The organism is Halomonas rhizosphaerae (genome assembly GCF_030012485.1).
GTDB classification, from domain to species: domain Bacteria; phylum Pseudomonadota; class Gammaproteobacteria; order Pseudomonadales; family Halomonadaceae; genus Halomonas; species Halomonas rhizosphaerae.
Map to the genome: position 1 here is coordinate 106803 of NZ_JASCQQ010000037.1, position 14964 is coordinate 121766.

At 63.8% G+C, this 14964-nt stretch carries 23 protein-coding genes; 1 reads left to right on the forward strand and 22 read right to left on the reverse strand.

Going from position 1 to position 14964, the window contains the following annotated elements; all coding sequences use genetic code 11:
* Window positions 1-196 precede the first annotated feature (196 nt).
* Both ssb and QLQ86_RS17195 read right to left on the reverse strand, forming a co-directional pair.
* Window positions 197-790 carry a single-stranded DNA-binding protein gene (ssb, locus tag QLQ86_RS17190; RefSeq protein ID WP_282817795.1) on the reverse strand — a complete coding sequence of 198 codons (594 nt, stop codon included), beginning with the start codon at window positions 788-790 and terminating at the stop codon, window positions 197-199.
* A gap of 47 nt (window positions 791-837) precedes the next feature.
* A complete protein-coding gene (locus QLQ86_RS17195) occupies window positions 838-2232 on the reverse strand; it encodes an MFS transporter (protein ID WP_282817796.1) in 1395 nt (464 codons plus the stop codon).
* A gap of 160 nt (window positions 2233-2392) precedes the next feature.
* Here QLQ86_RS17195 and uvrA point away from each other — a divergent pair, with 160 nt between their 5' ends.
* Window positions 2393-5254: an excinuclease ABC subunit UvrA gene (uvrA, locus tag QLQ86_RS17200; RefSeq protein WP_282817797.1), complete on the forward strand. Its 2862-nt coding sequence runs from the start codon at window positions 2393-2395 to the stop codon at window positions 5252-5254.
* 178 nt (window positions 5255-5432) lie between these two features.
* Here the strand turns inward: uvrA and rplQ are convergent, their stop codons facing one another.
* From rplQ to rplP, 20 genes are all read right to left on the reverse strand, one after another.
* Entirely contained in the window at window positions 5433-5819 is a 387-nt protein-coding gene (rplQ, locus tag QLQ86_RS17205; protein WP_282734481.1) for a 50S ribosomal protein L17, read from the reverse strand.
* 39 nt (window positions 5820-5858) lie between these two features.
* The gene (locus QLQ86_RS17210) at window positions 5859-6857 is read right to left on the reverse strand and encodes a DNA-directed RNA polymerase subunit alpha (RefSeq protein WP_106232388.1); all 999 of its coding nucleotides are present in this window, start codon (window positions 6855-6857) and stop codon (window positions 5859-5861) included.
* An 86-nt stretch (window positions 6858-6943) separates the two neighbouring features.
* On the reverse strand, window positions 6944-7564 hold the full coding sequence (gene rpsD, locus QLQ86_RS17215; protein WP_108447061.1) for a 30S ribosomal protein S4: 621 nt from the start codon (window positions 7562-7564) through the stop codon (window positions 6944-6946).
* Between the two features lie 12 nt (window positions 7565-7576).
* Window positions 7577-7963 (reverse strand): 30S ribosomal protein S11, encoded by a 387-nt coding sequence (gene rpsK, locus QLQ86_RS17220; RefSeq protein WP_040183105.1) that lies wholly within the window; start codon window positions 7961-7963, stop codon window positions 7577-7579.
* A gap of 39 nt (window positions 7964-8002) precedes the next feature.
* Window positions 8003-8359, reverse strand: coding sequence for a 30S ribosomal protein S13 (gene rpsM, locus QLQ86_RS17225; protein WP_282734482.1), 357 nt, complete (start codon window positions 8357-8359; stop codon window positions 8003-8005).
* Between the two features lie 123 nt (window positions 8360-8482).
* Window positions 8483-8596, reverse strand: coding sequence for a 50S ribosomal protein L36 (rpmJ, locus tag QLQ86_RS17230; RefSeq protein WP_009099023.1), 114 nt, complete (start codon window positions 8594-8596; stop codon window positions 8483-8485).
* 76 nt (window positions 8597-8672) lie between these two features.
* A complete protein-coding gene (secY, locus tag QLQ86_RS17235) occupies window positions 8673-10004 on the reverse strand; it encodes a preprotein translocase subunit SecY (RefSeq protein ID WP_282734483.1) in 1332 nt (443 codons plus the stop codon).
* The gene (gene rplO / locus QLQ86_RS17240; RefSeq protein ID WP_250063416.1) at window positions 10005-10439 is read right to left on the reverse strand and encodes a 50S ribosomal protein L15; all 435 of its coding nucleotides are present in this window, start codon (window positions 10437-10439) and stop codon (window positions 10005-10007) included.
* Window positions 10440-10442: 3 nt separating this feature from the next.
* Window positions 10443-10625 (reverse strand): 50S ribosomal protein L30, encoded by a 183-nt coding sequence (gene rpmD / locus QLQ86_RS17245; protein ID WP_013331010.1) that lies wholly within the window; start codon window positions 10623-10625, stop codon window positions 10443-10445.
* A gap of 5 nt (window positions 10626-10630) precedes the next feature.
* The gene (rpsE, locus tag QLQ86_RS17250; protein WP_133636904.1) at window positions 10631-11131 is read right to left on the reverse strand and encodes a 30S ribosomal protein S5; all 501 of its coding nucleotides are present in this window, start codon (window positions 11129-11131) and stop codon (window positions 10631-10633) included.
* Window positions 11132-11142: 11 nt separating this feature from the next.
* On the reverse strand, window positions 11143-11493 hold the full coding sequence (rplR, locus tag QLQ86_RS17255) for a 50S ribosomal protein L18 (RefSeq protein WP_102626746.1): 351 nt from the start codon (window positions 11491-11493) through the stop codon (window positions 11143-11145).
* Window positions 11494-11502: 9 nt separating this feature from the next.
* On the reverse strand, window positions 11503-12033 hold the full coding sequence (rplF, locus tag QLQ86_RS17260; protein ID WP_282734484.1) for a 50S ribosomal protein L6: 531 nt from the start codon (window positions 12031-12033) through the stop codon (window positions 11503-11505).
* A gap of 9 nt (window positions 12034-12042) precedes the next feature.
* Complete coding sequence (rpsH, locus tag QLQ86_RS17265) at window positions 12043-12435, reverse strand: 30S ribosomal protein S8 (protein WP_151442454.1); 393 nt, start codon at window positions 12433-12435, stop codon at window positions 12043-12045.
* A 32-nt stretch (window positions 12436-12467) separates the two neighbouring features.
* Window positions 12468-12773 carry a 30S ribosomal protein S14 gene (gene rpsN, locus QLQ86_RS17270; RefSeq protein WP_278032024.1) on the reverse strand — a complete coding sequence of 102 codons (306 nt, stop codon included), beginning with the start codon at window positions 12771-12773 and terminating at the stop codon, window positions 12468-12470.
* A gap of 10 nt (window positions 12774-12783) precedes the next feature.
* Entirely contained in the window at window positions 12784-13323 is a 540-nt protein-coding gene (rplE, locus tag QLQ86_RS17275) for a 50S ribosomal protein L5 (protein WP_106232381.1), read from the reverse strand.
* An 18-nt stretch (window positions 13324-13341) separates the two neighbouring features.
* Complete coding sequence (rplX, locus tag QLQ86_RS17280; RefSeq protein WP_040183125.1) at window positions 13342-13656, reverse strand: 50S ribosomal protein L24; 315 nt, start codon at window positions 13654-13656, stop codon at window positions 13342-13344.
* Window positions 13657-13670: 14 nt separating this feature from the next.
* On the reverse strand, window positions 13671-14042 hold the full coding sequence (gene rplN / locus QLQ86_RS17285; protein ID WP_106232380.1) for a 50S ribosomal protein L14: 372 nt from the start codon (window positions 14040-14042) through the stop codon (window positions 13671-13673).
* Between the two features lie 52 nt (window positions 14043-14094).
* Window positions 14095-14355, reverse strand: a complete 261-nt coding sequence (gene rpsQ, locus QLQ86_RS17290; protein WP_106232379.1) for a 30S ribosomal protein S17 — start codon at window positions 14353-14355, stop codon at window positions 14095-14097.
* 1 nt (window position 14356) lies between these two features.
* Window positions 14357-14548, reverse strand: coding sequence for a 50S ribosomal protein L29 (gene rpmC / locus QLQ86_RS17295; protein WP_040183129.1), 192 nt, complete (start codon window positions 14546-14548; stop codon window positions 14357-14359).
* On the reverse strand, window positions 14548-14961 hold the full coding sequence (gene rplP / locus QLQ86_RS17300) for a 50S ribosomal protein L16 (RefSeq protein WP_021819610.1): 414 nt from the start codon (window positions 14959-14961) through the stop codon (window positions 14548-14550). The genes rpmC and rplP overlap by 1 nt, the downstream gene beginning before the upstream one ends.
* Window positions 14962-14964: the final 3 nt, after the last annotated feature.

The following is a 14964-nucleotide window of genomic DNA, read 5'->3' on the forward strand; positions in this document are numbered from 1 at the left end:
CGTACATGATATGGGCATTCTCTCATCTTGTCAAATCTGACATTGGCAGTATTATTATTGCTGAAATTATGTCAAGAAAAAGCCCCACACCTTTTACAAGGAGCGGGGCTTCGGGATTTCAACTTAGTCTTTTGATTTTAAAGAGTTTTCACTTCAATATCTCACCAGCATCTTTACACAACACTTCTTATTCCGGCTAGAACGGGATCTCGTCATCGAAATCGTCGAAGCTGCCCGGGTCCGGGGCACCGTAGTTGCCGCCCTGCTGCTGACCGCCACCCTGCTGCGGGGGAGCCGGCTGCGGGGCCGGACGCTGGGGCTGACCGCCACCGACGTTGCCGCCCTGCTGCGGGGGGTTGCCGTAGCCGCCCTGCTGGGGCTGACCGCCGAAGTTGCCGCCCTGCTGGGGCTGTCCGCCGTACTGGCCGCCCTGCTGACCGCCGAAGTCGCCGCCGCGGGAGTCCAGCATCTGCATGTCGTTGGCGACGATCTCGGTGCTGTACTTGTCCTGGCCGTTCTGGTCCTGCCACTTGCGGGTCTGCAGGCGGCCCTCGATATAGACCTTGCTGCCTTTCTTGAGGTACTGCTGGGCGATTTCGGCGGTCTTGTTGAACAGCACGACACGGTGCCATTCGGTGCGCTCCTGGCGCTGGCCGCTCTGCTTGTCCATCCAGGTATCGGTGGTGGCCAGGTTGAGGTTGGCAACGGCGGTACCGGAGGGCGTGAAGCGCACCTCGGGATCCTGGCCCAGGTTGCCGATGAGGATGACCTTGTTGATGCCACGGGCCATGAGGGACTCCTTGCTGTCATGAATACGTTGTAAGGATCATACGCGGCTCAGGCGCCGCTGTGGTGATTCCCGGAACCGGTGAGGCGTGCCAGGGCCTGCTCGTCGAGACGCTGGCGATCCACCTTGAGATAGGCCAGCCGCTCCTCGGGGACGACCAGCACGTCCTCCACCCCGGCCACTTCGGCGAAACGCGCCATCAGGGTGTCCAGGGCATCTTCCTGCTCATTGTCGTCCAGCGCCACCACCTCGCTGGTCAGGTGGCGAGGGGGCGTCATGCCGGCCATCACCGCCAGCCATGCCAGGCCCAACAGGCCGCAGCCGATGAAGACCGCGGAAAGCCCCCACTGCTGGACCAGGGCACCGCCCAGCACCCCGCCCAAGAAGGCCCCCAGGAACTGGCTGGTGGAATAGATGCCCATGGCGGTGCCCTTGGCCCCCGCCGGGGCCAGCTTGCTGAGCATCGACGGCAGGGTGGCCTCGAGCAGGTTGAAGGCGATGAAGAAGAGCAGCAGCCAGCCGAACAGCGCCGGGAACCCTTCCCCCAGGCCGGCCAGCCCGAACAGGCTCAGGGTGATGGCGGTGATCGCCGACAGGCACATGGCCTTCATGCGCCGCCGCTTCTCGGCGATGATCACCAGCGGCACCATGGCCACGAAGGCCAGCAGCATGATGCCCAGGTAGGTGAGGCCATGGCGCTCGACGGCGATGCCCGCCTCGAGCAGCCGGAAGGGCACCGCGACGAAGATCGCCATCAGCACCAGGTGCAGGGCGAAGATCGAGATGTCCAGGCGCCCCAGGTCGCCGCGCCCGAGGATGCCTCGCAGCTGGCCGCGGTCCATGCCCACGTCGCGGTGGCGCACCCGACGCGGCGCCGGCGGCACCAGCTTCCACAGCACCGCCAGGCCCAGGGCCGCCAGGACCGCGGTGAACCAGAAGACCCCGGCCAGGCCGAAGCCCGCGGCGAGCCAGGGACCGAGCACCATGGCCACGGCGAAGGCCACGCCGATGGAGAGCCCGATGGTGGCCATGGCCGCGGTGCGCACCTGTTCCCGGGTCTGGTCGGCGAGCAGCGCCATGATCGCCGCGGCCACGGCGCCGCTGCCCTGCAGGCAGCGCCCCAGGATCACCCCGCCGATGGAGTCGGCACCGGCAGCCACCACGCTGCCGATCAGGAACAGCACCAGACCGGCAGCGATCACCGGCTTGCGCCCCAGACGGTCGGAGAGCAGGCCGAAGGGGATCTGCAGCAGCGCCTGGGTGAGGCCGTAGATGCCCAGCGCCAGGCCGACCAGCAGCGGCGTCGCCCCCCTCAGCTCATCGGCATACAGGGCCAGCACCGGCAGCACCATGAACAGGCCCAGCATGCGCGTGGCATAGAGCCCCGCGAGCCCGGTGATGGCGCGACGCTCGGTGGCTAACAGCAGTCCTGAGACCTTTCGCATGGCGGTTCGAACTTCCGTGGACGGACCCTCGGGCCCGGAGGTGGACCGCATATTCTAGCGGCTCGCCGGGGCGCAGGGAAAGCCGATGGCGGCGCGCGCTTTGCCGCCGATGCGGCCCGCCCCGTATAATCGAGCTTTTGCCGCGTCCGGCGAGGTGGGAATGGACACAATTCTGGTCAGGGGTGCCCGCACCCACAACCTGAAGAACATCGACGTCGATCTGCCCCGCGACAAGCTGATCGTGGTCACCGGGCTCTCCGGCTCGGGCAAGTCGTCGCTCGCCTTCGACACCCTCTACGCCGAAGGCCAGCGCCGCTACGTGGAATCGCTCTCCACCTATGCGCGCCAGTTCCTGTCGATGATGGAGAAGCCCGACGTCGACCATATCGAGGGGCTCTCCCCGGCGATCTCCATCGAGCAGAAGTCCACCTCCCACAACCCGCGCTCCACCGTGGGCACCATCACCGAGATCTACGACTACCTGCGCCTGCTGTTCGCCCGCGCCGGCACCCCACGCTGCCCGGAGCATGGCGAGGACCTCGAGGCCCAGACCGTCTCGCAAATGGTCGACCAGGTGCTGACCCTGCCCGAGGGCAGCAAGCTGATGCTGCTGGCCCCGGTGGTCAAGGGCCGCAAGGGCGAGCACCTGCAGCTGCTCGCCGAGTTGCGCGCCCAGGGCTTCGTGCGCGCCATGGTCGACGGCCAGGTGCTGGAGCTCGACGACATCGCCCCGCTCGACAAGAACAGGAAGCACGACATCAGCGTGGTGGTCGACCGCCTCAAGGTGCGGGACGGCCTGCAGCAGCGCTTGGCCGAGTCCTTCGAGACGGCCCTCAACCTGGCCGACGGCGTGGCGACGGTCCACTTCATGGATGGCGAGCACGAGGAGATCGCCTTCTCGGCGCGCTTCGCCTGTCCGGTGTGCGGCTACTCGATCGCCGAGCTCGAGCCGCGCATGTTCTCCTTCAACAACCCGGCCGGCGCCTGCCCGACCTGCGACGGCCTGGGCGTGCAGCAGTTCTTCGACCCTGACAAGCTGATCAGCCATCCCGAGCTGTCGCTGGCCGAGGGGGTGATCAAGGGCTGGGACCGGCGCAGCGTCTACTACTTCAACCAGCTGCAGGCGGTGGCCGACCACTACCGTTTCACCCTGGAGACCCCCTGGCAGGACCTCGCCCGCCACGAGCGCGAGATCATCCTCCACGGCAGCGGCAGCGACGACATCGCCTTCAGCTACGTCAACGACCGCGGCCGCAAGGTCACCCGCGAGCACCCCTTCGAGGGCGTGCTGCCCAACATGCAGCGCCGTTATCGCGAGACCGAGTCCAGCATGGTGCGCGAGGACCTGGCGCGCCACATCGCCGTGCAGCCCTGCCCCACCTGCCACGGCTCGCGGCTGCGCCGGGAGGCGCGGCACGTCTACATCGACGACCGCACCCTGCCGCAGCTGGTCCACCTGCCCATCGGCGAGGCCCTGAGCTACTTCGGGGAACTGAGCCTGCCGGGACGCAAGGGCGAGATCGCCGTCAAGATCGTCAACGAGATCCACGCCCGCCTGGAGTTCCTGGTCAACGTGGGGCTCGACTACCTGAACCTGGAGCGCAGCGCCGAGACACTCTCCGGCGGCGAGGCCCAGCGCATCCGCCTGGCCAGCCAGATCGGCGCCGGCCTGGTGGGCGTGATGTACATCCTCGACGAGCCCTCCATCGGCCTGCACCAGCGCGACAACGATCGCCTGCTGCAGACCCTGGAGCGCCTGCGTGACCTGGGCAACACCGTGATCGTGGTCGAGCACGACGAGGACGCCATCCGCGCCGCCGACCACGTGCTCGACATCGGTCCGGGCGCCGGCGTCCATGGCGGGCGTATCGTCGCCCAGGGCACCCCGCAAGAGATCATCGCCGCGCCGGAGTCGCTCACCGGCCAGTACCTCGCCGGCACCCGGCGCATTGAGGTCCCGCCCTGGCGCATTCCCGGCAACCCGGAGAAGGTGGTGCGTCTGACCGGCGCCCGGGGCAACAACCTCCAGGACGTCACCCTTGAGCTGCCGCTGGGGCTTTTCGTGTGCATCACCGGCGTCTCCGGCTCCGGCAAGTCGACGCTGATCAACGCCACCCTGATGCCCATCGCCGCCCGGGAGCTCAACCGCGCCACCAGCCTGACGCCGGAGGTGCATGACCGCATCGAGGGCCTCGATCACCTCGACAAGGTGATCGACATCGACCAGAGCCCCATCGGCCGCACCCCGCGCTCCAACCCGGCGACCTACACCGGCATCTTCACGCCGATTCGCGAGCTGTTCGCCGGTACCCAGGAGGCCCGCTCGCGGGGCTACAAGCCGGGCCGCTTCTCCTTCAACGTCAAGGGCGGGCGCTGCGAGGCCTGCCAGGGCGAGGGCATGATCAAGGTGGAGATGCACTTCCTGCCGGACATCTACGTGCCCTGCGACGTCTGCAAGGGCAAGCGCTACAACCGCGAGACCCTGGAGATCGCCTACAAGGGCAAGAGCATCCACGAGGTCCTGGAGATGACCGTGGAGGAGGCCCTGGCCTTCTTCTCGCCGGTGCCGGCCATCGCCCGGCGGCTGCAGACACTGCTCGACGTGGGGCTCTCCTACATCCGCCTGGGGCAGAGCGCGACCACGCTCTCCGGCGGCGAGGCCCAGCGGGTCAAGCTGGCTCGGGAGCTGGCCAAGCGCGATACCGGCAAGACCCTCTACATCCTCGATGAGCCGACCACCGGCCTGCACTTCGAGGACATCCGCCAGCTGCTCACCGTGCTGCACCGCCTGCGCGACCACGGCAACACCATCGTGGTGATCGAGCACAACCTGGACGTGATAAAGACCGCCGACTGGCTGATCGACCTGGGCCCGGAGGGCGGCTCCGGGGGCGGGCGCATCATCGCCGAGGGCACCCCCGAGCAGGTGGCACGCATGGAGGGGTCGCACACCGGTCGCTTCCTGAAGCCGCTGCTGGAGCGCGCCAAGGCCAGCAAGGCGGAGCCGGAGACCACCGCATAACGGCAAGGAGCAAGCAGCAAGGAGCAAGGAGCAAGGAGCAAGACAGGATGCGCCTCGCGGCGGGCTACAAGGGGTTTCCTTGTGACTTGCCCCCTTGCAGCTTGTCACTGGAATAAAAAAAACCGGCTCCCCTTGAGGAGCCGGTTTGGCGTGCCACTGGCGGAAGGCCGGTCGAGGATCACTCCTCGGCAGCGGCTTCCTCGACGACCGGACGGTCGACCAGCTCGACGAAGGCCATGGGCGCGTTGTCGCCGGTGCGGTAGCCGCACTTGAGGATACGGACGTAACCGCCCGGACGCTCGGCGTAACGCGGCCCCAGCTCGTTGAAGAGCTTGCCGACCGCTTCCTTCGAGCGGGTGCGGCTGAAGGCCAGACGACGATTGGCGACGCTGTCCTGCTTGGCCAGGGTGATCAGCGGCTCGATGACGCGACGCAGCTCCTTGGCCTTGGGCAGGGTTGTCTTGATCACTTCGTGCTCGACCAGCGAGACGGACATGTTCTTGAACATGGCCTGGCGGTGCGAGCTGGTGCGATTCAGGTGACGACCACTCTTACGATGACGCATGGTTGTGATTCCTTACCAAACTGGGACTCGAGTCGAGGCTCACGCGGAGGCCTTGTCGTCCTTCAGGCTTGCCGGCGGCCAGTTCTCCAGCCGCATGCCCAGGGAAAGCCCGCGGGCGGCCAACACGTCCTTGATCTCATTCAGGGACTTCTTGCCGAGATTGGGGGTCTTCAGCAGCTCCACCTCGGTGCGCTGGATCAGATCCCCGATGTAGTAGATGTTCTCGGCCTTCAGGCAGTTGGCGCTGCGAACGGTCAACTCGAGATCGTCTACGGGGCGCAGCAGGATCGGATCGATGTGATCCTCTTCCTCCACCACTTCCTGTTCCTTGTCGGCTTCCAGGTCGACGAAGGCGGCCAGCTGCTCCTGCAGGATGGTCGCGCTGCGACGGATCGCCTCTTCCGGATCCAGGGTGCCGTCGGTTTCCAGGTTGATGATCAGCTTGTCGAGGTCGGTGCGCTGTTCGACACGCGCGGCCTCGACGCTGTAGGAAACCCGGCGCACGGGGCTGAAGGTAGCATCCAGCTGCAGGCGACCGATGGCGCGCGACTCGTCGTCGGCATCGCCACGCACGTCCGCCGGCTCGTAGCCGCGGCCGCGAGCGACCTTGAGCTGCATCTTCAGCTCGGACCCCTCGTTGACGTGGGCAATGACATGCTCGGGGTTGACGATCTCGACATCATGGTCGAGAGCGATGTCCCCTGCAGTCACGACGGCCGGCCCCTGCTTGTTCAGCGAGAGCACTGCCTCGTCGCGGCTGTGCATCCGGAGCGCCACGTCCTTGAGGTTCAGGAGGATTTCGATGACATCTTCCTGGACGCCCTCGATCGCGCTGTACTCGTGTTCGACACCGGCGATCTCGGCCTCCACCACGGCACAGCCGGGCATGGACGAGAGCAGGATGCGACGCAGGGCATTCCCCAGCGTGTGGCCGAAGCCCCGCTCGAAGGGTTCGAGCACGATCTTCGCGTGGTGTGCGCTGATCTCTTCGACCTTGATGTCGCGAGGACGGAGAAACTCTGTCACTGAACGCTGCATATGAACACCTTTCAGGCTGCCAAACGGATTGTCGGTACTCTCCGGCCGCTCCCCGCGGGCGGGGAGCGGCACGACGCGGGCGCCGCTTACTTGGAGTACAGCTCGACGATCAGGTTTTCGTTGATGTCGGCAGACAGGTCGCCGCGTTCGGGCAGGGCCTTGAAAGTGCCTTCCATCTTCTTGGCATCGGTCTCGACCCAGACCACGTCGCCGCGGTTGGCGGCGATGGCCAGGGAAGTCTGGATGCGCGCCTGGTTCTTCGCCTTCTCGCGCACGGAGACCACGTCACCGGGCTTGACCTGGTAGGACGCCACGTTGACGGTCTTGCCGTTGACGGCGATCGCCTTGTGGCTGACCAGCTGACGCGCCTCGGAACGAGTGGAGCCGAAGCCCATGCGGTAGACGACGTTGTCCAGTCGGGATTCGAGAAGCTGCAGCAACAGCTCACCGGTCGCGCCCTTCAGGCGGGCCGCTTCCTTGTAGTAGTTGCGGAACTGCTTCTCGAGTACGCCGTACATACGACGTACTTTCTGCTTCTCGCGAAGCTGCAAGCCGTAGTCGGAAAGACGCTGACGGCGCTGGCCGTGCACACCCGGGATCTGCTCGGATTTGCACTTCTTCTCGAAGGGAGTGACACCGCTCTTGAGGAAGAGGTCGGTCCCCTCACGACGAGACAGTTTGCACTTCGGTCCAATGTAACGAGCCATGAATCTGTCTCCTTAAACGCGGCGTTTCTTCGGCGGACGGCAGCCATTGTGGGGAATGGGCGTCGCGTCGGTGATGCTCTGCACGCGGAAGCCGGCGGCATTGAGCGCGCGCACGGCGGATTCACGGCCAGGACCGGGGCCCTTGACCAGCACGTCGACGTTTTTCACACCATACTCGGCTGCAGCGGTCGCTGCACGTTCGCTTGCCACTTGAGCAGCGAACGGGGTGCTCTTGCGAGAACCACGAAAACCCGAACCACCGGCAGTCGCCCAGGAAAGGGCGTTGCCCTGGCGGTCTGTGATCGTAATGATCGTGTTGTTAAAAGAGGCGTGGATATGCGCGATGGCATCCACTACCTGCTTTTTAACCTTTTTACGGTTGCTACGCGGGTTAGCCATGTTGATGTCTATTCCTGTCTTTACGCCAGAACGTGCGTGTTATTTGCGGATCGGCTTGCGCGGGCCCTTGCGGGTACGCGCATTGGTCTTGGTACGCTGACCACGCAGCGGAAGACCACGACGATGACGCAGACCACGATAGCAACCCAGGTCCATGAGACGCTTGATGTTAAGCGTGACATCACGACGCAGGTCACCTTCCACGGTGTACTTGCCGACCTCGGACCGCAGGGTATCCAGATCTTCACTGGACAGCTCCTGGATCTTGGTGGTCGGCGCGATGCCGGTCGCGGCACAGATGTCCTGAGCGCGCGTACGGCCAATCCCGAAGATATAGGTCAGCGAGATCGCCGCATGCTTGTTGTCCGGGATATTGACGCCTGCAATACGGGCCATCAGCTTACTCCGAAATTTGAGCGGCTTGCTCGATTAATCATCTACAAAAGGCGCAACAGCATACCCCTTTCCTCGCTCGAGGACAAGGGGCATGCCGGCACCCGGTTCAGTGCAGCGTCGGGATCAACCCTGGCGCTGCTTGTGCCGCGGTTCGATGCAGATGACGCGCACGGCGCCATTGCGACGAATGATCTTGCAGTTGCGGCACATTTTCTTCACGGAAGCTCGGACTTTCATCGTTCCATCTCCAAAGTTGGCTCGCGCCGCGAGCCGAAACCCGGCTCGCGGCGCACCAAGTCGCCAGCGACGCCTCTCAGCGCATGATGCCGCCGCTACCGTAGCCTTTCAGGTTGGACTTCTTCATCACCGACTCGTACTGGTGCGACATGAGGTGCGACTGCACCTGGGCCATGAAGTCCATGATGACCACTACCACGATCAGCAGCGAGGTACCGCCGAAGAAGAACGGCACGTTCCAGGCCACGATCAGGAACTGGGGCATCAGGGAAACCGCAGTGATGTAGAGGGCACCGAACAGGGTCAGACGGGTCATGACCTTGTCGATGTAGCGAGCGGTCTGCTCGCCAGGGCGGATGCCCGGCAGGAAGGCCCCTGACTTCTTGAGGTTGTCAGCGACATCCTTGGGGTTGAAGACCAGCGCTGTGTAAAAGAAGCAGAAGAATACCACCGCCGCGCCGAAAAGCAAGATGTAGAGCGGCTGACCCGGGCCCAGGGCCTGGGACGCACGCTGCAGCCACTCCATGCCATCGCCGGCACCCACCCACTGCCCCAGCGAGGCCGGGAACAGCAGGATGCTGGAGGCGAAGATCGCCGGGATCACGCCCGCCATGTTGACCTTGAGCGGCAGGTAGCTGCTCTGGCCGGCATACATCTTGTTGCCCACCTGGCGACGCGGGTAGTTCACCGTGATGCGGCGCTGGCCGCGCTCGATGAACACCACGAAGGCCACGGTAGCCACGCCAAGCACGGTGAGGGCCAGCAGCGGCAGGACGTTCCAGGCACCCTCGTTGCGGGCCAGCTCGAAGGCCTGCCCCACGGCGCCCGGCAGACCGGCGACGATACCCGCGAAGATCAGCAGCGAGATGCCGTTGCCGATGCCCTTCTCGGTGATCTGCTCGCCCAGCCACATCAGGAACACCGCCCCGGTGACGAACGTCACGATGGCGGTGAAGTAGAAGCTGAAGTCGGCCGTGTAGGCGATCCCCTGGCTGGCCAGGCCCACCGACATGCCGGTGGCTTGGACCAGGGCCAGCAGCACGGTGCCGTAGCGCGTGTACTGGCTGATCTTGCGGCGACCGGCCTCACCTTCCTTCTTCAGCTGCTCGAGCTGCGGCGAGACCGCGGTCATCAGCTGCATGATGATCGACGCCGAGATGTAGGGCATGATGCCCAGCGCCATGATGCTCATGCGCTCCAGGGCGCCACCCGAGAACATGTTGAACATGCCCAGGATGGTGCCCTGCTGCTCCCTGAACAAGGCAGCAAGCTGGTCAGGATTGATACCGGGCACGGGGATGTGGGCACCGATACGGTAAACCACGATGGCGAGGAGCACGAAGCGCAGACGCGCCCAGAGTTCACCCAGACCGCTGCCCATCGCCGGCATGTTTCCTGACTTGGCCATTTAGTCCTCTACCTTGCCGCCGGCGGCTTCGATCGCGGCACGGGCACCCTTGGTGACCTTGATGCCGCGGACCGTGACCGCCTTGTTCAGTTCGCCGGACAGGATCACCTTGGCATGCTTGGTGGCGTCCTTCAGCACGTTGGCTTCCTTGAGGGTGTCCAGGGTGACTTCGTCACCCGCGACCCGGGCCAGCTCGGCCAGGCGGACTTCCTCGGAAACCAGCGACTTCGCGGAAGTGAAGCCGAACTTGGGCAGGCGCCGCTGCAGCGGCATCTGACCGCCCTCGAAACCGGGCTTCACGCTGCCGCCGCTGCGCGATTTCAGGCCCTTGTGGCCACGGCCGCCGGTCTTGCCCAGACCGGAGCCGATGCCACGGCCGACGCGCTTCTCGGCGTGCTTGGAACCCGGTGCCGGGCTCAGGCTATTGAGTTTCATGGATTACTCTCCCTCAACACGCACAAGGTAATTGACCTTGTGGATCATGCCGCGGACGGCAGGGGTGTCTTCCAGTTCAACCGTGTGACCGATGCGACGCAGGCCGAGGCCCTTCATGGTGGCCTTGTGCTTGGCCAGTACGCCGATGGTGCTGCGGGTCTGGGTAACCTTGATCGTTGCTGACATGGTGCTTACCCCGTGATCGCTTCGACAGGCAGACCGCGCTTGGCGGCCACGTCTTCCGGCGACTGCAGGGAGGCCAGACCGTTGACGGTCGCCCGCACCACGTTCACCGGGTTGGTGGAGCCGTAGCACTTGGCCAGGACGTTGTGCACGCCGGCCAGTTCGAGCACGGAGCGCATGGCGCCGCCGGCGATGATCCCGGTACCCTCGGAGGCGGGCTGCATGTACACCTTGGAGGCGCCGTGACGGGCCTTGACGGGGTACTGCAGGGTGCCACCGGTGAGGTTCACCTTGACCATGTTGCGACGCGCCTGGTCCATGGCCTTCTGGATCGCGACCGGCACTTCACGTGCCTTGCCACGACCGAAACCCACACGACCGTTACCGTCACCCACGACGGTCAGGGCGGTGAAACCGAAGATTCGGCCACCCTTGACCACCTTGGCGACACGGTTGATCTGCACGAGTTTTTCCTGCAGATCGCCGCTTTGCTGTTCGTTCTTCGCCATCGTAAAACCCTTTAGAATTCCAGGCCGCCTTCACGAGCGGCGTCGGCCAGGGCCTTCACACGACCGTGGTACTTGAAGCCGGCACGATCGAAGGCCACCTGGGTGATGCCAGCCTGCTTGGCACGTTCGGCAATCAGTGCGCCCACCTTGGCGGCGGCGTCGGCATTGCCGGTCGCACCCTCGCGCAGGGCCTTGTCCAGCGTGGAAGCGCTGGCGAGGACCTTGCCACCATCCGGCGAGATGATCTGCGCGTAGATGTGGCGGGGGGTACGGTTGACGCACAGGCGATACACGCCCAGCTCGCGGATCTTGGCGCGAGCACGGCGGGCACGACGGAGACGAGATTCTTTCTTCGCGTTCATAACCCTGCCTTACTTCTTCTTGGCTTCTTTGCGACGCACCTGCTCGTCGACGTACCGGACACCCTTGCCCTTGTAGGGCTCGGGCGGACGGAAGGCGCGGATTTCCGCAGCACACTGGCCGAGCTTCTGCTTGTCCGCGCTTTTCAGCACGATGATGGTGTTCTTGGGCGTTTCCGCCGTGACACCTTCAGGCAGCGTGTAATCGACCGGGTGCGAGAAGCCCAGTGTAAGATTGAGCGTCTGGCCCTTGGCCTGGGCACGATAACCGACGCCGATGATTTCGAGGCTCTTGGTGAAGCCCTCGCTGACACCGGTGACCAGGTTCTGGACCAGGGCACGGGTGGTACCGACCATTGCCCAGCTCTTCGCGGACTCGCTCGGCTGGAAGGTCAGCTGTCCCTCTTCCTGACCGATCACCACATCGGGGTGAACGGTCTGGGACAGCGTGCCCTGGCTGCCCTTGACGGACAGCTGGTCACCGTCGAGCTTGACCTCGACGCCTGCGGGCAATTTGACCGGATATTTGGCTACGCGGGACATTCCAAACTCCTAGAATACGGTGCAGATGACTTCACCACCGACACCCGCCTGACGCGCCGCGCGATCGGTCATCACCCCATTGGAGGTGGTGACGATGGCAACGCCCAGACCTTCGGCGACCTTCGGCAGCGCGTCCTTGCCCTTGTACTGGCGCAGGGACGGCTTGGAAACCCGCTGCAGGTGCTCGATGACCGGCTTGCCCTCGAAGTACTTGAGGGTCACGGTCAACTCGGGCTTGGCGGTCTCGCTGACGGCGAAGTCGCTGATATAGCCCTCTTCCTTCAGCACGCGGGCCACCTCGACCTTGAGCTTGGAGGACGGCATGGAAACCGTCTCCTTGGTGGCCATCTGCGCATTGCGGATACGGGTGAACATATCCGCCAGAGTGTCTTGCATGCTCATTTACGTTGCGCTCCTGATGATTCTACGTGGCGTTACCAGCTGGACTTCTTGAGCCCGGGCACGTCGCCACGCATGGCGGCTTCACGCAGCTTGTTGCGGCCGAGGCCGAACTTGTTGTAGTAGCCGTGCGGGCGTCCAGTGATGCGGCAGCGGTTGCGCTGACGCACCGGGCTGGAGTCGCGCGGCAACTGCTGCAGCTTGAGCTGCGCGTCGAAGCGCTCTTCGTCAGAAGCGTTGACGTCCTGGATGACCGCCTTGAGCTCGGCGCGCTTGGCGGCATACTTCGCCACCAGCTTGGTGCGCTTGAGCTCGCGTTCTACCATGCTTTTCTTTGCCATGATCCCACCCTTATTTCTTGAACGGGAAGTTCAACGCGCCGAGTAGCGCGCGACCTTCTTCATCGGTTTTGGCGGTGGTGGTGATGGTGACATCCAGACCACGGATCCGGTCGATCTTATCATACTCGATCTCCGGGAAGATGATCTGCTCACGCACCCCCATGGAGTAGTTGCCACGACCGTCGAAGGACTTCGGGTTGAGACCACGGAAGTCACGAACGCGGGGGATCGCGATATTCACCAGGCGATCGAGGAAGTCCCACATGCGCTCGGAGCGCAGGGTCACCTTGATCCCGATCGGCCAGCCTTCACGCACCTTGAAGCCCGCGATGGACTTGCGTGCCTTGGTCACCAGCGGCTTCTGACCGGAGAGCTTCTCCAGGTCGCCGATGGCGTTGTCGATCAGCTTCTTGTCGCTGGTCGCTTCGCCGATACCCATGTTCAGGGTCACCTTGGTGACCCGCGGTACCTGCATCACGTTGGCGTAGCTGAACTGCTCTTGGAGTTGAGCCACCACCTCGTTCTGATAACGTTCTTTCAAGTTCGCCATTTTGCTATCCGACTCGCGTTAGGCGTCGATCTGCGACTGCGTCGACTTGTAGATACGTACCTTGGTACCGTCTTCCTGAACCTGGAAGCCGACGCGATCCGCCTTGCCGGTCTCCTGGTTGAAGATGGCCACGTTGGACGCGTGAATCGGTGCCTCGCGCTCGACGATACCGCCCTGGTTGCCCGCCATCGGGTTGGGCTTGGTGTGACGCTTGATCATGTTCACACCGGACACCACGAAGCGGTTTTCGAGAACCCGCTTGACGGTGCCGCGCTTGCCCTTGTCCTTGCCGGCGATGACGATCACTTCATCGTCACGTTTGATCTTTTGCATATCCGCCTCGCTCCTTACAGCACTTCAGGCGCCAAGGAAATGATCTTCATGAACTTCTCGTTGCGAAGCTCACGCGTCACCGGCCCGAAGATACGGGTACCGATCGGCTGATCGTTGGTGTTGTTCAACAGCACAGCCGCATTTCCATCGAAGCGGATCAGCGACCCGTCGTTACGACGGACGCCACTACGGGTGCGAACCACCACCGCCTTGAGGACCTGGCCCTTCTTGACCTTGCCACGCGGAATGGCTTCCTTCACCGTGACCTTGATGATGTCACCGATGCGAGCGTAGCGACGGTGAGAACCGCCCAGCACCTTGATGCACTGCACCCGGCGCGCTCCGCTGTTGTCGGCGACATCCAGCATTGTCTGAGTCTGAATCATCGGTTTTCTCCAAACCTAATCTGACTGCACTGGCTTGACCGGCCTGAGCCGATCAACCCTTGGCCTGTTCGACGACTTCGATCAGGGTCCAGGCCTTGTTCTTCGACAGCGGACGGCATTCCTGGATGGACACCGTGTCGCCGGCCTTGGCCTGGTTCGACTCGTCGTGGGCGTGCAGCTTGGTGGAGCGCTTGACGTATTTGCCGTAGATCGGGTGGCGCTCACGACGCTCGATCATCACAACGATGGACTTGTCCATCTTGTCGCTCACCACCTTCCCGGTGAGCGTACGGGCTTTCTTCTCTTCGGCCATCTCAGTCACCTGCCTTCTCGTTGAGCACAGTCTTCACGCGGGCAATGTCCCGACGAACCTGCTTGAGCAGATGAGTCTGGCTCAGCTGACCGGTGGCCTTCTGCATGCGCAGGTTGAACTGCTCGCGGAGGAGTTCGAAGAGCTGCTCCTGGAGCTGCTCGGCTGACTTCTCACGAATTTCCTGGGCTTTCATCACATCACCGTCCGTTTCACAAAGGTGGTGGAGACCGGGAACTTCTGGGCAGCCAGGGCGAATGCCTCGCGAGCCAGCTCCTCGGAAACGCCTTCGATCTCGTACAGGACCCGACCCGGCTGGATCTGCGCGACCCAGTACTCGACGGAGCCCTTCCCCTTACCCATGCGGACTTCCAGCGGCTTCTTGGAAATCGGCTTGTCCGGGAAGACACGGATCCAGATCTTGCCGCCACGCTTTACGTGACGGGTGATCGCACGACGACCAGCCTCGATCTGACGGGCGGTGACACGGCCCCGGCCAGTGGCCTTGAGGCCATACTCGCCGAAGCTCACCTTGCTTCCGCGATGCGCCAGGCCACGGTTGCGGCCCTTCTGCATCTTGCGGAACTTCATACGCTTAGGTTGTAACATCGA

Coding starts and splice junctions, on each gene's coding strand:
- rplE (WP_106232381.1), bottom strand. CDS start 13,323: ATGGCGAACTTGAAAGAACGTTATCAGAACGAGGTGGTGGCTCAACTC.
- rpsM (WP_282734482.1), bottom strand. CDS start 8,359: ATGGCCCGTATTGCAGGCGTCAATATCCCGGACAACAAGCATGCGGCG.
- ssb (WP_282817795.1), bottom strand. CDS start 790: ATGGCCCGTGGCATCAACAAGGTCATCCTCATCGGCAACCTGGGCCAG.
- rpsE (WP_133636904.1), bottom strand. CDS start 11,131: ATGGCGAAGAACGAACAGCAAAGCGGCGATCTGCAGGAAAAACTCGTG.
- rplR (WP_102626746.1), bottom strand. CDS start 11,493: ATGAACGCGAAGAAAGAATCTCGTCTCCGTCGTGCCCGCCGTGCTCGC.
- QLQ86_RS17210 (WP_106232388.1), bottom strand. CDS start 6,857: ATGCAGCGTTCAGTGACAGAGTTTCTCCGTCCTCGCGACATCAAGGTC.
- rpsD (WP_108447061.1), bottom strand. CDS start 7,564: ATGGCTCGTTACATTGGACCGAAGTGCAAACTGTCTCGTCGTGAGGGG.
- rpmD (WP_013331010.1), bottom strand. CDS start 10,625: ATGTCAGCAACGATCAAGGTTACCCAGACCCGCAGCACCATCGGCGTA.
- rplO (WP_250063416.1), bottom strand. CDS start 10,439: ATGAAACTCAATAGCCTGAGCCCGGCACCGGGTTCCAAGCACGCCGAG.
- rplP (WP_021819610.1), bottom strand. CDS start 14,961: ATGTTACAACCTAAGCGTATGAAGTTCCGCAAGATGCAGAAGGGCCGC.
- rpsQ (WP_106232379.1), bottom strand. CDS start 14,355: ATGGCCGAAGAGAAGAAAGCCCGTACGCTCACCGGGAAGGTGGTGAGC.
- rplN (WP_106232380.1), bottom strand. CDS start 14,042: ATGATTCAGACTCAGACAATGCTGGATGTCGCCGACAACAGCGGAGCG.
- rpsK (WP_040183105.1), bottom strand. CDS start 7,963: ATGGCTAACCCGCGTAGCAACCGTAAAAAGGTTAAAAAGCAGGTAGTG.
- rpsN (WP_278032024.1), bottom strand. CDS start 12,773: ATGGCAAAGAAAAGCATGGTAGAACGCGAGCTCAAGCGCACCAAGCTG.
- rpmC (WP_040183129.1), bottom strand. CDS start 14,548: ATGAAAGCCCAGGAAATTCGTGAGAAGTCAGCCGAGCAGCTCCAGGAG.
- rplF (WP_282734484.1), bottom strand. CDS start 12,033: ATGTCCCGCGTAGCCAAATATCCGGTCAAATTGCCCGCAGGCGTCGAG.
- QLQ86_RS17195 (WP_282817796.1), bottom strand. CDS start 2,232: ATGCGAAAGGTCTCAGGACTGCTGTTAGCCACCGAGCGTCGCGCCATC.
- secY (WP_282734483.1), bottom strand. CDS start 10,004: ATGGCCAAGTCAGGAAACATGCCGGCGATGGGCAGCGGTCTGGGTGAA.
- rplX (WP_040183125.1), bottom strand. CDS start 13,656: ATGCAAAAGATCAAACGTGACGATGAAGTGATCGTCATCGCCGGCAAG.
- rpsH (WP_151442454.1), bottom strand. CDS start 12,435: ATGAGCATGCAAGACACTCTGGCGGATATGTTCACCCGTATCCGCAAT.
- rplQ (WP_282734481.1), bottom strand. CDS start 5,819: ATGCGTCATCGTAAGAGTGGTCGTCACCTGAATCGCACCAGCTCGCAC.
- rpmJ (WP_009099023.1), bottom strand. CDS start 8,596: ATGAAAGTCCGAGCTTCCGTGAAGAAAATGTGCCGCAACTGCAAGATC.
- uvrA (WP_282817797.1), top strand. CDS start 2,393: ATGGACACAATTCTGGTCAGGGGTGCCCGCACCCACAACCTGAAGAAC.